At 69.7% G+C, this 15,615-nt stretch carries 11 protein-coding genes and 1 pseudogene; 5 read left to right on the top strand and 7 right to left on the bottom strand.

Going from position 1 to position 15,615, the window contains the following annotated elements; all coding sequences use genetic code 11:
• The first annotated feature begins 420 nt into the window (after positions 1–420).
• Complete coding sequence (locus ACGFIO_RS27610; protein ID WP_392829953.1) at positions 421–3,657, top strand: S8 family serine peptidase; 3,237 nt, start codon at positions 421–423, stop codon at positions 3,655–3,657.
• Between the two features lie 71 nt (positions 3,658–3,728).
• Positions 3,729–3,845 (top strand): annotated as a pseudogene (locus ACGFIO_RS27605) (methyl-accepting chemotaxis protein); the annotation flags it as partial.
• 27 nt (positions 3,846–3,872) lie between these two features.
• On the opposite strand, the gene ACGFIO_RS27600 reads toward ACGFIO_RS27605, so the two are convergent.
• The 6 genes from ACGFIO_RS27600 to ACGFIO_RS27575 form a co-directional block, all read right to left on the bottom strand.
• On the bottom strand, positions 3,873–6,224 hold the full coding sequence (locus tag ACGFIO_RS27600) for a serine hydrolase domain-containing protein (RefSeq protein ID WP_392829952.1): 2,352 nt from the start codon (positions 6,222–6,224) through the stop codon (positions 3,873–3,875).
• A 141-nt stretch (positions 6,225–6,365) separates the two neighbouring features.
• A complete protein-coding gene (locus ACGFIO_RS27595; RefSeq protein ID WP_392829951.1) occupies positions 6,366–7,052 on the bottom strand; it encodes a response regulator in 687 nt (228 codons plus the stop codon).
• The gene (locus ACGFIO_RS27590; protein ID WP_392829950.1) at positions 7,049–8,239 is read right to left on the bottom strand and encodes a sensor histidine kinase; all 1,191 of its coding nucleotides are present in this window, start codon (positions 8,237–8,239) and stop codon (positions 7,049–7,051) included. Before ACGFIO_RS27590 ends, ACGFIO_RS27595 begins: the two co-directional genes overlap by 4 nt.
• Positions 8,240–8,248: 9 nt before the next feature.
• Positions 8,249–9,784, bottom strand: coding sequence for a lyase family protein (locus ACGFIO_RS27585; protein ID WP_392829948.1), 1,536 nt, complete (start codon positions 9,782–9,784; stop codon positions 8,249–8,251).
• Positions 9,781–11,277: an NAD-dependent succinate-semialdehyde dehydrogenase gene (locus ACGFIO_RS27580; RefSeq protein WP_392829947.1), complete on the bottom strand. Its 1,497-nt coding sequence runs from the start codon at positions 11,275–11,277 to the stop codon at positions 9,781–9,783. The genes ACGFIO_RS27585 and ACGFIO_RS27580 overlap by 4 nt, the downstream gene beginning before the upstream one ends.
• A 51-nt stretch (positions 11,278–11,328) precedes the next feature.
• Complete coding sequence (locus ACGFIO_RS27575) at positions 11,329–12,021, bottom strand: type 1 glutamine amidotransferase domain-containing protein (protein WP_392829945.1); 693 nt, start codon at positions 12,019–12,021, stop codon at positions 11,329–11,331.
• A gap of 248 nt (positions 12,022–12,269) precedes the next feature.
• Here ACGFIO_RS27575 and ACGFIO_RS27570 point away from each other — a divergent pair, with 248 nt between their 5' ends.
• The 3 genes from ACGFIO_RS27570 to ACGFIO_RS27560 all read left to right on the top strand — a co-directional run bounded on the left by ACGFIO_RS27570 (position 12,270) and on the right by ACGFIO_RS27560 (position 14,963).
• Positions 12,270–13,145, top strand: a complete 876-nt coding sequence (locus ACGFIO_RS27570) for a helix-turn-helix transcriptional regulator (protein WP_392829943.1) — start codon at positions 12,270–12,272, stop codon at positions 13,143–13,145.
• 92 nt (positions 13,146–13,237) lie between these two features.
• On the top strand, positions 13,238–14,233 hold the full coding sequence (locus tag ACGFIO_RS27565) for an NAD-dependent epimerase/dehydratase family protein (RefSeq protein ID WP_392829939.1): 996 nt from the start codon (positions 13,238–13,240) through the stop codon (positions 14,231–14,233).
• Between the two features lie 34 nt (positions 14,234–14,267).
• The gene (locus ACGFIO_RS27560) at positions 14,268–14,963 is read left to right on the top strand and encodes a TMEM175 family protein (RefSeq protein WP_392829938.1); all 696 of its coding nucleotides are present in this window, start codon (positions 14,268–14,270) and stop codon (positions 14,961–14,963) included.
• 72 nt (positions 14,964–15,035) lie between these two features.
• Here ACGFIO_RS27560 and ACGFIO_RS27555 read toward each other — a convergent pair whose 3' ends face one another.
• Positions 15,036–15,581 carry a TetR/AcrR family transcriptional regulator gene (locus ACGFIO_RS27555; RefSeq protein ID WP_392829936.1) on the bottom strand — a complete coding sequence of 182 codons (546 nt, stop codon included), beginning with the start codon at positions 15,579–15,581 and terminating at the stop codon, positions 15,036–15,038.
• Positions 15,582–15,615 lie beyond the last annotated feature (34 nt).

Below are 15,615 nucleotides of genomic sequence, written 5' to 3'. Positions count from 1 at the left end.
GGCGGCCAAAGGTTTCGCGTGCTCGGCGGGAGTCGCACGACGAGTCCGTCGGCGGTCCCTCGCCTTCAGCGCCACACGGCGCTGTGGCGGGTTGTTCTGGGTGGTCCGCGGCGCGCGACACATTCGACCGCCCGACCGGGCGCTGGCCACTCTGGGGACGCACCGAGATCGGTATTCCGAGCCTCAGCCCCGGCACCCGCTTCCTTCGACCCTCCCCACCGCACTTCGTTACAGGGAGCCCCGGATGTTTCTGCGACGTGCACAATTTTTCCGGCCTACGGGCGGGGTGACCGCCGTCAATTGCCGCGCTGACCTGTGCTGACGCGCTCGAGAGGAGCGTCCGGCGAGGGTTGTGCTCCGTGCGAGAGTTGCCGCCATCAATGTCTCCGGCGAAGGGGCCGGCTGATGGAGAGGCTCTGTATGCGACTGAGAAGACTGTGCGCCGTCTTGGTCGGCGTCGGGACGGCCGCCGCGTTGAGCGCGGTCGTTCCGTTCGCGGCCGAGGCTGCGCCCGCACCCCGGAAGCCCGGCGCGGGGGTGGCGACCAGCGTCACGCTGATCACTGGCGACCGTGTGACCTTCACCGGCCGGACCGTCAGCGTGCAGCGGGCTCCGGGCCGCGAGAAGGTTCGTTTCCTGAGCCGCACCACGGGTGGGCACCGGTATGTGATTCCCGTCGATGCGTTGAACCTGCTGAAAACCGGGAAGGTCGACCAGCGGCTCTTCGACCTGACCGCGCTCCAGGACTTCGGCTACACCGGGGACGCCGCACTTCCGTTGCTGGTCTCGTACCCGAAGAACAGCAAGCGACGACCGGCGTTGGTGACGGGGCGTGTGACCCGTGATCTGACCGGCGTGAGGGTGCTGGCCGTGGCCGTGCCGCAGCGGGGACGGGCCGGGCTGTGGGCGTCGATGGCGAAGGACTCGGGCGTCGAGCGGGTCTACCTGGACGGCAAGCGCAAGGTCAACCTGGACGTGAGCGTGCCGCAGATCGGCGCGCCGACCGCATGGGCCGAGGGCCTGGACGGCACCGGGGTGACTGTCGCGGTCCTGGACACCGGGATCGACGCCACCCACCCGGACTTCGCCGGGAAGATCGTGGCGCGGGAGAACTTCACCACCGAGCCGTCGACCGACGACGTCGTCGGGCACGGCACCCACGTCGCCTCGATCATCGCCGGCAGCGGCGCCGGGGCGGGCGGCAAGTACAAGGGGGTGGCACCCGGCGCCAAGCTGGCCATCGGCAAGGTATGTGTGGCCGATGGCTGCGAGGAGTCGGCGATCCTGGCCGGCATGCAGTGGGCCGCGCGGACCGCACCGGTGGTCAACATGAGCCTCGGCGGCGGGGACGCCCCCAGCATCGATCCGCTCGAGCAGGCGGTCAACGACCTGACCGCGGCTCACGGTTCGCTGTTCGTGATCGCGGCCGGCAACTCCGGCTCGGGCCACCACACGGTCGAATCACCGGGCAGCGCGGAGGCGGCGCTGACCGTGGGAGCGGTCGACGGCGAGGATCAGATCGCCGAATTCTCCAGCCGTGGCCCGCGGAGCGGCGACGACGCCATCAAGCCGGACATCACCGCCCCCGGCGTGGACATCGTCGCGGCCGGCGCCGCCAACGGCGTGATCGGCACCCCGGCCACCGACGGCTACGTCAGCCTGTCCGGCACCTCGATGGCCACCCCGCACGTGGCCGGTGCGGCCGCCATCGTCACCCAGCAGCACCCCGGCTGGTCGGCCCGGCAGCGCAAGACGCTGCTGATGGGCGCGGCCAAGCCGACCGAGGGCGCGAGCGTCTTCGAGCAGGGCGCCGGCCGGGTCGACGTGGCCCGGTCCGTGCACCAGGCGGTCTCGGTGGACGAGGGCAGCGTCAGCTTCGGCATCCAGCGGTGGCCGCACGACGACGACACCCCGATGACCAAGAGCATCACCTACCGCAACGGAGGCCCGGCGGACATCACGCTGAGCCTGGCCCTGCGGTCCGACTCGGACAAGTTCACGCTCAGCGCCACCGGCGTCATCGTTCCGGCCGGCGGCACCGCCCAGGTCGAAGTCACCGCGGACACCCGCGGTGACGGCCCCGACGGCTACCTAACCGGACGTGTGGTCGCCACCGGCGGCGACGTGCGGGTGGAAACGCCGGTCGCGGTGAACCGGGAAGTCGAGAGCTACGACGTCGCCATCCAGCACATCGGCCGGGACGGGCAGCCAAGCAGTAAGTATCAAACGGCGTTGTTCCCGCTGAGCAATGGCCGGCTGAAGGCCGGCGGCGAGGGGCGCGGGCTCTTCGGCGACCCGCCCGCCCAGGCGCGGCTGCCCAAGGGGGAGTACGGCCTCTACAGCTGGATCATCGCCGATGACAACAGCGATATCACGATGCTGGCGGCGCCGAAGCTGGTGATCGACGGTCCGGAGACGATCACGCTGGACGCCCGCCGCGGCCAACCGGTCGCGATAACGCCGCCAAGCAGGGAGGCCGGCCAGGCAATGGTTGTCGTCAACGCCAACTGGCCCGGATCGCAGGCGTCGGCCCTGTCCCTCACGCCGGGTGACATGTTCATCGCACCGGTGGGCGAGCGGTCCGGTTCCTTCACCAGTTCGATCAACTCAGCGTTCGCCAAGCCCGACGCCGACGGCGGATTCAGCGACAGCCCCTACACCTACGAGGCTTCCTACCTGCGCAAGGGATCGTTCTACAGCGGATTCGTCAAGGCGATCGACCCGGCCACGCTGGCCCAGGTGAAGTCGTCGTACAACCAGGAAGCGGGCGGTGACGCCGTGATCGGCTACAAGACCAACGCGCCGGAGATGGGCGGTATCGGCGCCTGGTCGGCCGGCCTGCCGTTCCGCCTGCCGTTCCAGCGCACCGAGTGGCTGAACACCGACGGCCCCACGGCCTGGGCCGCCTCGTTCGAGCAGTTCTCCGTGCCCGACTCCGCGACCCCTTCGGAGTTTCTCAGCGAGTCGGAGATGCTGCCCACCAAGCTCGAGGCCGGTCAGGTGTACAAGCAGGACTGGAACCGCGCACCATTCGCGCCGTCGGTCGCCGGTGACATCGACGTCGCCAACCGGACCGACGACACGATCACCGCGCAGGTGCCGCTGTTCTCGGAGGCGGGCGGAAAGCTCGGCTGGTCGGTGCCGGACCAGGCGCGGACCGCCCTGTACTCCGGCAACGAACTGATCGGGCAGACCAGCACGGAATCCGGTCAATTCGCGGTGCCACCCGGCGCGAGGCCGTACCGGCTGGAGATGTCCGCTTCCCGCGGCGCTCCGCATCGGCTGTCCACCTCGGTCAGCGGTACGTGGACGTTCACCTCGGGCCACGGCGACTACCGGCTGCCGCTTTCCACGGTCCGCCTGCACCCGAAGCTGGACAAGCTCAACCGGGCGCCGGCCGGCGCGTTCACCGTGCCCGTGACAGTGCAGCGGTCGAAGGGCTCGGCGGCCAAGCGGAACCGTCAGCTCACGGCCGAGTTCTCCACCGACGACGGGCGCAGCTGGCAGCCGGCCCGGGTCACCGGCAATGGTGACGAACACGTCATCAAGGTCGCCAACCCGGCTACACCAAGCGCCGTCTCGCTGCGCGTGCACACCATCGACAGCGCGGGCAACACCGCGACGATCACTGTCATACGGGCCTACGTGATCGGTTGATGCCGCCGGTGCGGGCGAAGCCCAGCCAGGGCCTTGCCCGCACCGGCTCCCGCCACCCGGGCCGCCTTTGAATCCGCCGAGCCAATCGCACCATCGGCCGGCTGGATACGTCGTCCTCCGAGATCGGCAGCGTGATCACCGCGATCACCGAGATCGCCGCACAGACGAACCTGCTGGCGCTCAACGCTTCGATCGAGGTGCGGAAACACGCGCCTTCAGGAGCAGAGGACCTTGTCGTTGAGCCGGTTGACGCGTTCGTACACCGGTCGCGGGTCCGCGAGTTCGGTGGTCTCGGACAGCACGACCACCTTCTTCCCGTCGGGGCTGACCGCGTTCATCGTCTTCGTACCGGGGACGTCACCGCCGTGCGACCAGTGGCCGCCACAGCCGTCCTCACTCCAGATGATCCCCAGGCCGTAGCGCGCGCCCGGGAACACGGCCGCGAGGCCCGGTGCGGGAACCGTCTGGTGCATCTGCGCCATCTCGGCCGGTGTCAGGAGGCGGCCGGACTGCAGAGCCTGCCAGAACCGGGCCAGATCGGCCGGGGTGGTCACCAGGGCGCCGGCCGCGTCCGCGGCGGTCGGGTTCGTGATGGTCGTGTCCACCAGCGGGCCACCCGGCTCGAACTGGTGATATGCCTCGGCGTGCGGTTCCCGGAGCGTCGGGTCGCCGCCCGGCGCGTACGTCTGGTTGAGGTGCAGAGGTTCCAGGATCCGGGAGCGGACCTCCTTGTCCCAGGAACGCCCGGTGACCTTCTTGATGATCATGCCGGCCAGGATGTAGTTGGTGTTGGAGTAGCTCCAGGACGTGCCGGGCGCGAAGAGCGGCGGGTGCTTCATCGCCACCGCCACCAACTGCCGCGGGTCGTGACGATCGAGGCGATGGGCCCGGTAGCCTTCGGGGGAGGCGACGACCGGAAGGTCGTCGAGGTATTCGGGGACACCGCTGGTGTGCTGCAGGAGTTGCCGGACGGTGATCCGGCTGCCGTCGTTGCCGTTGCCGGTCACCACACCGGGCAGCCAGCGCTGAACGCGGTCGTCGAGCGAGAGCTTTCCCTCGCCGACCAGCTGCAGCAGCACCACCGCCACGAACGTCTTGGTATTGCTGCCCATCCGGAAGTAGCCGTTGTCCGGGACCGGCGCTGAGGTGTCGGTGTTGGCGACGCCCGAGCGCTCGGTGGTCGTACGCCCGCCGATCCGGGTGATGCCCTGCACCCCGGTGACTCCGAGGTCGTGCACGTCGCCGACCGCGGCGGCCAGGTCGCTCTTCGGCGGCGGGGCGGCCTGGGCGCTGCCGGTGGGGTTCGAGGGGATCGCCTTGCCGAACATCGCGCAGATGGCCCCGTCCAGGAGACCGGTGAAGGCGGTGCCGGCGGCTGGATTCGCCATCAGGCCGAAGCGGGTCGTGCTCAGGACGGAGACGGTACGCCGCCCCGACTCGTCGGTGTAGTTGTCGCTGCGGTACCCGGGAAGGGCGCCCTCGTGACCCCAGACCGTGCCGCAGGGCGACTCGTACCGCTCGAGGCCCAGCCCGTAGAAGTGTCCGGGCCCGCTCGCCTCGTCGGGGCGGTCGGTGCGCATCTCGCTCAGCAGCGACGAGGGGAACAGCCGGCCGGACATCAGGGCGGCGTCGAACCGCGCCCAATCCTCCGCCGTGGACACGACGGCCCCGGCCGCACCGTCGAACGACTGGTCGATCGCGGCGACATCGACCATGCCGTCGTGTTCCGGCCCGACGAAGCCGTACCCGGCCGGCAGGCCCGGTGGCAGCAGCGGAGCGAGTTGAGCCGCACCGGGTTCGTAGCCGGCGGCCAGCCGGTCGGCGTGCGACGGCGGGGTGGGGCCGGTGGCCAGGTAGGTGTGCTGGAGCCGGAGCGGCTGGACGATGCGCCGGTCGATCTGCTCGGCCAGGCCGAGACCGGTCGCCTTCTCCAGCATCAGGCCGAGCGCGACGTAGCCGGTGTTGCTGTAGTGCCACTGCACGCCGGGCGCGGCGACCGGAGGCAGCCGCGTGCCGAGGGCGAGCATCTGCTTAGCGGTCGGCTTCTGCTGCTGCCTACCGGTCATCAGGTCGATCGATTCCCGTTCGTACGCGTAATCGGCGAGTCCGCTGGTGTGGTTGAGCAGCATCCGGATCGTGATGTTCCGGCCGTTCGGAACGGCCCCCGGCAGCCACTTCTCGATGCTGTCGTCGAGCCGTACCCGATGCTGCGCGACGAGTTGCAGCACCAGCGTCGCGGTGAGGGTCTTGGTGTTCGACCCCATCCTGAACTGGTCGCTCGCGGCGAGCCGGTGATCGGCGACCGTCCAGGACCCCTGCCGGGCGATGCTCACCGCCGGACCGCGCCCGTCGTTCACCCGGACGATGACACCGGGGACGCCGGCGGACACCGCGTCGTCGGCGAGGGCCTGAACGGTCTCCAGAGTGGACGCCTGCGCGGCGGCGGCCGAACCGCCGAAGGATGCCGGCCCACCGACCACGGCCGCGGCGGTCACGCCCACCAGTCCCAGGGCCGTCACCCCCAGCGCGCGCCGGCGCCGGGTCAGTCCTGTGGCTTTGCCAGTCATTGTCGTCCCTCTCTCGCGGTGCCGGCGGCGGAAGCCCCGGCGACGAGACCAAGCTACGAGCGCGGCACGGGCGTACACATCGCGCTGGGGAAAGCAGCGCGTAGCTCCACAGAGGGATGGACCGGTGTCATGTCTCAGGGTTCATGCGTTCGGGGTGACGAGCCCGATGCGGTGGGCGAAGACGACGGCCTGGACGCGATCACGCAGGTCGAGCTTGGTCAGGATGCGCGACACGTAGGTCTTGACCGTCTCCTTGGCCAGGACGAGCGTGTCGGCGATCTCGGCGTTGGACAGTCCCGCGGCGATCAGCCGCAGAACCTCGACCTCGCGGGCGGTCAGGCCGGCCAGGGCCTCGCCGGCTCGCCGGGCGGCGGCGGCATCGTCGCGGATGCGTTCGCCGTACCGGCCGATCAGGGCGCGAGTGACCTCGGGGGCCAGCAGGGCGTTGCCCGCCGCGATCGTGCGGACCCCGGCGATCATCTCCTTCGACGGGGTGTCCTTGAGCAGAAAGCCGCTGGCGCCCGCGCGTAAGGCTTCGAACACGTACGCGTCGAGGTTGAATGTCGTCACCACGAGCACCCGGACCTGGCCGGCGGACCGAGGGCCGGCGATCTGCCGGGTGGCCTCGATGCCGTCGAGCCGGGGCATCCGGACGTCCATGATGACCACGTCGGGGCGCAGTTGCTGTGTCTTGTGGATGGCCTCGAACCCGTCGACCGCTTCACCGACGACGTCGAAGTCGTCCTGGGCCGAGAGGATGGTGACGTAGCCGGCCCGCATGAGGGACTGGTCGTCACACACCAGGATCCGGGTGCGCCGTGAGTTCATCGGGCGTCCGGCTTGATCGGCAGAACCGCGCGAACGACGAAACCACCATCGGGCGTACGCTGCGTGGTCAGCTCGCCGCCGGCCAGGAAGACCCTGCGGTGCAGCCCCGCCAGACCTCGACCGGACGCCTCGGGCCGGGGCCCGTGCTGTGCCGGTGCCTCCCCGGTGCCCTCCGTTGTCACGTCGACGGCGACCCGGTCCGTCGCGACGGACGACAGTCTCACCATGGTTCTCCTGCCTGGAGCGTGTTTCAGCGCGTTGGTCAGTGCTTCCTGCACCACCCGGATGGCCGCCAGTTCGGCGACGCTGTCGAGGACGAGCGGCACACCGTCGTCGGTGAACTCCACGGGTTGCCCGGCCAGCCGCGTGTGCCGCACCAGATCGGCGAACTGCCCCGCCGCGGGCGCCCGTGGGGCGGCGTCGGCGTCGTGGTCGGGGCTGAGCACCCCCAGCAGCCGCCGCAGGTCGGCCAGAGCCCGGCGTCCGGTGCTGTCGATCGCCGAGAGCCCGGCCTCGACCTTGGCCCGGTCCGAGAACGCGACGTAGTTCAACGCGTCGGCCTGCATGACCATCGCGGTCACGTGATGGGTCACGACGTCATGCAGCTCACGGGCGATCCGTTCGCGTTCCTCGCGCATGGCCGACTCGGCGTGGTGCCGCTGCTCCCGGAGCTGATCGGACAACCGGGTGCGGGCCCACGCGCCCAGGAGCCAGCTGACCGCGGGCAGGGGAAAGAAGTTGAGGTAGACGGCCGGCCCGAAGGGGGTCGTGCCCGCGGCGATGAGATGAGCGGCGAGGGCGGAGTATCCGGCGGCCAGCGCCAGCACCGTGGTCCGGCGGAGCCTGACCTGCCGCAGCCCGGCGTTGTAGAGCGCGACGAACAGCGTGAGCGTCGCGATCGACGGCCGGAACTCCATAGTCTGATAGGCGAGGAAGAACGCCGAGACGAGAAGCAGGCACGGCCCGGGCGCTCGGCTGCGTACCAGCAGGGGAAGACACTGCCCGAGTACCAGGAGCGCCGCCACCGTGCCGAAGGCCCGCCGAGGCTCGTCCCAGCCCAGGTAAGTGCCCTTGTCAGCGACTCCGGGCGTGAACGACAGCGCCAGGAACGTGGCGGTGAGCAGGAGGTCTCGCTGCCCGGGAGGGAGCGCGCGGACCCGCTGCTTGGCGTCATGCCACCTGGTCAACGCTCACCGTCATCTTCGGACACGACAGCTGAGCCACCGGACGATCCTCTCTTCGGCCGGCTCGCGCGCGCGATGGAGAATTCTACGAAGAACGGTCCGGAAATCCGTATGCCCCTTCACTCGCCGGCCGGACATCCCTCGGACGGCCAGTTCATGCAGCGGCTTCGGATCGGCGGTGGCGGCCGGTGTGTCATGCCAGAGTCGCACCGACGCTTCGGCGATTGCCCGGGCGCGACCGAGATAGTTTTGCGGCGTGCGGGCGACCGCGCCGGACAGGGCGGGGTCGAGCGACTGCGCCGCGCCGATCTCGGGCAGCGTCTCGGCCAGTGTGCGTCCGCTGGTCCGGGCTTTCGCGGCCGCTTCGTAGACGAGATCGTGGGCGCGTTCCCGGCCCAGGGACGACGCCAGGGCGATCATGTGGGCTTCGGCCATCACGAGCCCGGAGTCCTGAGCCAGGTTGGCGCGCATCCGGTCCCGGTCGACGCGCAGACCGGTCAGCACGGTCAGCGTGGCGCGGAGCGCGGTGCCGGCCAGGACGCCGAGCTGGGGAACGATTTGCCACTCCAGTTGCCACTCGCCCGCGGCGCGCTCGTGGCCCGCCTCTTGCATCCGCAGCAGTGCGGAGGTCAGCGCGCTGGTGGTGGCCGCGGCGCCGACGATGATCTCGGAGGAGATGGGATTGACCTTCTGTGGCATGGTCGATGACGCGCCGCGATGACTTTCGAAGGGCTCGAACGCCTCGGCGATCTCGGTGCGCGACAGATCAATGATGTTGCGGGCGAACTTCGCGCAGGCGCCGGTGACGGTGGCGCACCACCATCCGTACTCGGCGATGGTGTCGCGGTCGACGTGCCAGGGAACTGGTGAGTCGTGCAGTTCGAGTATCCGGGCCATGCCGGCCCGGATCGCGCCCGCCTTCGGCCCGAGGGCCGCCGAGGTCCCTCCGGCACCGAACAGCGAGACCCGGGCGACGCGCGGCAGGGCCTCGGCCAGCCGTTGCCGGTGGCGGGCGAACTGAGCGAGCAACGTGCCGAGGGTGGCTCCGAATGTCGTGGGTACCGCCTGCTGGGCGTGTGTTCGCGCCGCCATGATGGCGTCGGCGTATTCGGTGACCCGGTCAGCCAGTGTATCGCCAACCGCGCCGAGCAGCCGGTCCAAACCGGCCAGCGAACGGTTGAGTTGCAGCGCCAGGCCGGTGTCCATGATGTCCTGGGTGGTAGCGCCGTAATGTATCCGCCCCTCCGGACCGGCCGGGAGTGCGGCCGCTACCTGGCGTACGAGGCCCAGCACGGGGTAGCCGACCACACGCGCGGTCTGCCACAAGCTCGCGGTGTCGATGCTCTCGGCGCGAGCTGCGCCGACGATGGCTTCGGCGTCACCGCGGGTCAGGATGCCCTGTTCCGCCTGGGCCAGCGCGAGGGCGCGTTCGGCCGCCAGCCAGCTTTCGACGACCTGAGCGGCAGAGAAGACGGCGAGCTGGTCTTCGTCGCCGGCCAGTTCGAGCAGCAGGGACAATGGGGCCGTGTTGGTGTGGCCGCGGGTCATTTTCCACTCCGCGGCATCGGGTCCGGGCGGGTCGCCTGGATGGCGACGTAGCGCTCCTCCAGATACTCGTTGATGCCGCTACGTCCGCCTTCGCGGCCGACGCCGGATTGCTTGACCCCACCGAACGGGGCACTGGCATCGGAAATGTAGCCACGGTTCAGTCCGACCATGCCGGTCTCCAAGCGCTCGCTCATCCACAAGGCGCGGTTGAGGTCCTGGGTGAAGAGGTAGCCGACGAGCCCGAATTCGGTGTCGTTGGCAACGGTGAGCGCTTCGTCGTCGGAAGCGAACGTCTGGATCGCCGCCACGGGTCCGAAGATCTCCTCCCGGGCGATGCGGGAGCCGGCGGGCACGTCCGACAGCACGGTCGGGGGATAGAAGTATCCGGGGCCGTCGGGCAGTGCGCCGCCCGTATGCAGCGTGGCGCCGCCGGCCACGCTGTCATCGACGAGCGCGGCCACCCGGGCGCGCTGGCGGGCGTCGATGAGCGGGCCGAGGTCGGTGCCGGGGTCGCACCCGGCTCCCAAACGGAGACCAGCCATTCGCGCGACCAGCTTTCCGGTGAACTCTCCGGCCACACTGTCGTGGACGAGGAGCCGGTTGGCTGCGACGCAGGCCTCGCCGATGTTACGTAGCTTCGCGGTGAGCGCGCCGTCTACGGCCCGGTCGATGTCGGCGTCCTGACACACGATGAATGGAGCGTTGCCGCCCAGCTCCATCGAGGTGCGCAAGACGTTCGCGGCGGCGTGAGCCAACAGCACCCGGCCGACCGTGGTGGACCCGGTGAACGAGAGTTTGCGCAGGCGCCGGTCCCGCAGCAAAGGTCCCGTCAGGGCCGGTGCGTCGCTGGTGACCACCACGTTGAGCACGCCGTCGGGCAGCCCGGCCTCAGTCAGCACCGCGGCCAGGGCGTTCGCCGTCAGCGGCGTCTGCGCTGCCGGCTTGAGCACCATCGTGCAACCGGCCGCGACGGCGGGGCCAATTTTGCGGGCGGGCATCGACAGCGGCGCGTTCCACGGTGTGATGAACAGACAAGGACCGACCGGCTGACGCATGACCAGGACCCTGGCCGTGCCGTCCTCACTGACTTTCCAGCTGCCGTCGATACGCACGGCCTCCTCGCCGAACCACCTCAAGTAGTTCGCCGCGTATACAACCTCCGCCCGCGACTCGACGAGCGACTTGCCCATTTCGAGGCTGATCAGCGTCGCGAAGTGCTCGGTGCGTTCGATGAGCAGGTCGTGAGCGCGTCGCAGGATCTCCCCGCGCTCGCGCGGTGGAACCGCCGCCCAGGCCGGTTGGGCGGCGTCCGCCGCGTCGAGGGCTTGGACGCCGTCGGCCGGGCTCGCGTCGGCGACCTCGGCCAACGGCGAACCGGTCGCGGGATCCTCGACGATCAGGGTTCGGTCGTGGGCGGCCGGGCGCCGGCGACCGCCGATGAACAACCCCGTCTCGACGAGGGTGACGGCGATAGCCGGGTGAACGTGTTCCATGTCCATTCCTTTCCCATCCCGGATGCGCCGCACGGAGGGCGGTACGCGGACTCAGCTCGAGGCGTCGATGATCGCCTCGGCCATCGGCCCGCTCGACGCGGGATTCTGGCCGGTGAACAGGTTGCCGTCCCGCTCGATGTGCGCTTGATACGCGGCGCCCTCGGTGACCGTCGCGCCACCCTCGCGCAGGCGGTTCGCGAGGAGCCACGGCGCCGCCTCGGCGGTGCCGAACATGTGCTCCTCCTCGTTGGTGAAGGCGGCCATGCGGCGCCCGGCGAAGCGCCACCGGCCATCGGGCTCGACCGCGCTGAGCAGACCGGCCGGTCCGTGACAGACCGCGCCGATCACCGCACCGCGGTTGTCGGCGTCGACCAGCAGCTCACCGAGGTCACGGTCCTGGAAAAGGTCCACGACCGGGCCGTGCCCGCCCGGCAGCACCACCACGTCGTACGTGCCGGGCGGAAGCTCACCGAGAACGAGCAGCGGCCCGTGCCGGCGCAACGCCGCCTCGGCCACCGCCACCCAGTGAGCACAGTCGGGACCCGCGATGTCCGGGTCGGCGCTGTGCTGATCGAGTGGCTGCAGCACGCCGCCGGGAGAGGCGAAGTCCACCGTCCAGCCGGCTTTCGAAAACTGTTCATAGGGCGCCGCCAGCTCTTCCGCCCAATACCCGGTCGGGTAGTCGGTACCGTCCGTGCGGTGCCAGGTGTCGGCGGCGGACATGACGATCAAGACTCGCTTCATGGACACTTCTCTCTGGTCGGCGTCGCCGCTCGGGACAGGGTCAGGTGGTCAGTGGTGGATGGGGTCTCGCGGGCGGCTTCGAGGTTGGCTCGCGTGTGATTCGCCCGGCGCGATCGGTGTGCTGCTCAACTGTGGCCGTTCCACGGCGCTCGTGGGCGCTCATCTCAAGCCCTTGAAGACCGGGGAATGGGCCGCCTAGGACTGACAGGTCCACCCGGCCGGCCGACCGGGGGATGCACAATGACACGATGGCCGCCACCAATCGCGAGCTCGCCGACTTCCTGCGGCGGGCGCGGAGCCAACAAGACCCGCAGCGGACCGGGCTGCCCGCGGACGCCCGCGTCCGCCGGGTGCCGGGGCTGCGCCGTGAAGAGGTGGCACTGCTCGCCGGTGTCTCGACCGACTACTACGCCCGGCTCGAGCAGGGCCGCCGCATCGTGCCGTCGCCGGCGGTGATCGACGCGCTCGCCCGCGCACTCAACCTGGACCAGGCCGGCCGTAACCATCTCGAGGACCTCATCGGCAACGGCACGGCCGGATCGCCACGCGGTCGCCAGACGACGACAACGCCGACCGTGCAACGAATCCGGCCCGGCGTACAGCGACTCGTCGACAGCCTCGACACCGTGCCGGTCCTCGTCCTCGGCCGCCGTGGCAACGTGCTGGCGGCGAACCGGCTCGCCCGAGCACTGTTCGCCGACTTCGAGCGCATGCCTGCTCGCGAGCGAAACTACGCCCGCTGGATCCTGCTCGACCCGGATGCCCGGAACCTGTTCGTCGACTGGGACCAGCAGGCAAGAACCGCCGTCGAAAGCCTGCGGCTGGAATACGGCGCCGATCCCAACGACCGAGCGACCACCGAGCTCATCGATGAACTACGCGCCCAGAGTCCCGAATTCGACCAATGGTGGAACGAGCACCGCGTCTACCAACGCACCTACGGCACCAAACGTTTGCACCACCCGGTCGTCGGCGAACTCTCGATCGACTACGAAACACTCACCCCGCCCGGCGACAAGGAAACGACCGTGTTCCTCTACAGCACCGAACCCAACTCATCCTCCCAGCGCGCCCTGAATCTGCTGGCGAGCTGGTCCCTGAGGGCTCCTGACGCGATCCACTGAGTCGTTGTTGATCAGCGCGAAGGAGCGCTGAACGCCGGCCGAGGTGCGCTCGTCTTACCGCACAACCGCACCTTGGAACGAGGGGACTGCTCATGCGTGTCTTCCTGACCGGTGGAAGTGGCTTCGTCGGCCGGCACCTGATTCGCCGGCTGTGCTCGGAGGGCCACACCGTCCACGCCCTGGCCCGATCCGCCGCCGGCGAGAAGAAGGTCATCGAGGCCGGAGCCGAGCCGGTGCCGGGCGACTTGAACGAGCTGGCCGAGCGGCGTACGTCGGCTGCTCCGCCGGTCTGGCTCGAGCACCTTCGCAGCGCCGACGCCGTCGTGCATGCCGCGGCGCGGATGGAGTTCTGGGGTGCGGAGGCGGCCTTTCGGGCCGACAACCTCGTCCCGGCTGTCGCGCTGTATCGCGCCGCGGTCGAGGCGAAGGTTCCGCGTTTTGTCGTCATCAGCGCCGCGAGCGTGTCCACCGGCACCCAACGCGCGGCCGTGGTCGACGAGCAGACCGACAACGGTACGCCGAACGTCGCGTACAGCCGCGTCAAGCTGGCCACCGAGAACGCGATGCGCGACGAGCCGCCGGCGCGAACGACGTTGGTCATCCTGCGGCCGCCCTTCATCTGGGGTTCCGGGATGAACATCAGGGAAACGGCCGACGCGGTCGCCAAAGGAAGCTTCCGCTGGATCGACAACGGCCGGCACACCATCGATTTCATCCATGCCGGTAACCTCGCGCACGCGGTCCAACTGGCGCTCACCCGAGGCCGGCACGGCGATTCGTACTACGTCACCGACGGCACTCCGATGCCGGTCCGCGACTTCCTCACCGGCCTTCTGGCAACTCAGGGTGTCGACGTCTCCGGCACCCGCAGTGTCCCGCTGGCGCTGGCCGAGTCGATGGCGGCCATCATGGAGGGCGGCGCCCGCCTGTTTCGCCGAACGTCGCCGCCCCCGTTGACCAGGTGGCTGGTCGCGGTGCTGGGCCGCGATCGCAGCTACGACATCAGTGCTGCCCGGACCGTTCTCGGTTATCAGCCGCAGATCGGCTTCTCGACCGGCTTGCGAGAGATGGAGTCGTCGGTTGCGTGATCACGGTCGGCGCGGCGGCGCCAAGGCCCGGATCGTGGACAGCGGCGGCGGCCGAGGTCCTGCGGAACGCGTGGGCCCGGCCGTTGGCATACTGTCGCCCGTGACTGAAACGATCAAAGACAAGACAGTCGGCAGCCCGGAGCGTTTCGTGACGTTCCTCGATGCGGTCGCGGCGATCGCGCTGACGTTGTTGATCCTCCCGCTCCTGGAGACGATCTCGGATGTGGAAGAGGGCGAGTCGTTCGGTGCGCTCGTGCACGACCACCTCGCCCAGTTCGGCGCGTTCGTCCTGAGTTTCGCCGTGATCTCGCAGTTCTGGTGGGGCCATCACAAGATGTTCCGGCACATCGCCGCGCTCACCCTCCCGATCGTGCGGTGGAGCCAGCTGTGGATGTTCGCGATCGTGTTCATGCCGATCACGACCGCGATCACGACCGCGCTCGACAGCTCGCCCGCCACCGTGGGCCTGTACGGCGGCACCCTGCTGCTGACCAGCGGGTCGATGATGATGCTGGCCATTTACGTGTATCGCCACCAGGAACTGAACAACCCGGAGACGCCGGCCACGCGTGAGCATGTGCTGGGCAACGTCTCGGTGTTCGTGTCGATGCTGGTGGCGACGCTGATCGGCTGCATCTTCGCCGATACGGTCAGCTACTGGGCGTTCCTGCTCCTGTTCCTGGCCGGACCGCTCCAGGCTGTGGTCAAGACCCGCTGGCGTCGAGCTTGAGGGCACCCCGCTGGGCGCGGTGGCTTCGGCGATGAACCCTTCGGCCGGCACCGCGGCGAGCGGGCGGTGCGATCACGCGAAGATCGCGTTGACCAGAGCGCGGAGTCCCGCCTCCGGATCCATGCCCCGCTGACCGCGCACATGCTCTACCAGGTCGCTGCGGACGGCGGCCAGCAGCGCGTGCGCCAGGAAGTCCGCGCTCGCGGCGCCGCGGACGCCTGAGATCAATGTGGTGAGCTGGGTGTGCAGCCACTCGTAGCCCTCGTTCTGGTACGGGCTGCCGAAGCCTTCGCGTTCCAGGGCGAGGGCCAGCACCCGGTTGCGCTGCTTGAACCGCCAGGTGCGCAGCAGCAGCTCCAGGGCGTCCGCCGCGCCCGTGGCCGCCGTCCCGGACGGTGACGGCGGACCGCCGGCGAACTCGGCCGTGATGCGCTGGTGGTAGAGCGCCGTGATCAGCGCGCGCCGGTCACCGAAGCCGCGGAAGATCGTGCCCTTGCCGACGCCCGCCTCGGCCGCGACCGCGTCCATCGACACCTCGTCCGGCTCGGCCGCCGCGTCGAAGAGCCGGCCGGCGGCCGCCAGCACCGCCTCCTGGTTACGTGCTTTGTCAGCGCGCACGGCTCCACCCCTGTTCAAAACGGACCGGCGGTCC

The sequence above is a fragment of the Actinoplanes sp. NPDC049265 genome, from assembly GCF_043197135.1.
Classification (GTDB): domain Bacteria; phylum Actinomycetota; class Actinomycetes; order Mycobacteriales; family Micromonosporaceae; genus Actinoplanes.
The sequence above is the reverse complement of the archived record's forward strand: the minus strand, read 5'-3'. Positions and strand labels throughout refer to the sequence as shown.

Bases quoted from the DNA above. Each gene is read 5' to 3' on its own strand.
- ACGFIO_RS27570 (WP_392829943.1), top strand. From the start codon at position 12,270: ATGGCCGCCACCAATCGCGAGCTCGCCGACTTCCTGCGGCGGGCGCGG.
- ACGFIO_RS27610 (WP_392829953.1), top strand. From the start codon at position 421: ATGCGACTGAGAAGACTGTGCGCCGTCTTGGTCGGCGTCGGGACGGCC.
- ACGFIO_RS27600 (WP_392829952.1), bottom strand. From the start codon at position 6,224: ATGACTGGCAAAGCCACAGGACTGACCCGGCGCCGGCGCGCGCTGGGG.
- ACGFIO_RS27580 (WP_392829947.1), bottom strand. From the start codon at position 11,277: ATGGAACACGTTCACCCGGCTATCGCCGTCACCCTCGTCGAGACGGGG.
- ACGFIO_RS27585 (WP_392829948.1), bottom strand. From the start codon at position 9,784: ATGACCCGCGGCCACACCAACACGGCCCCATTGTCCCTGCTGCTCGAA.
- ACGFIO_RS27575 (WP_392829945.1), bottom strand. From the start codon at position 12,021: ATGAAGCGAGTCTTGATCGTCATGTCCGCCGCCGACACCTGGCACCGC.
- ACGFIO_RS27565 (WP_392829939.1), top strand. From the start codon at position 13,238: ATGCGTGTCTTCCTGACCGGTGGAAGTGGCTTCGTCGGCCGGCACCTG.
- ACGFIO_RS27595 (WP_392829951.1), bottom strand. From the start codon at position 7,052: ATGAACTCACGGCGCACCCGGATCCTGGTGTGTGACGACCAGTCCCTC.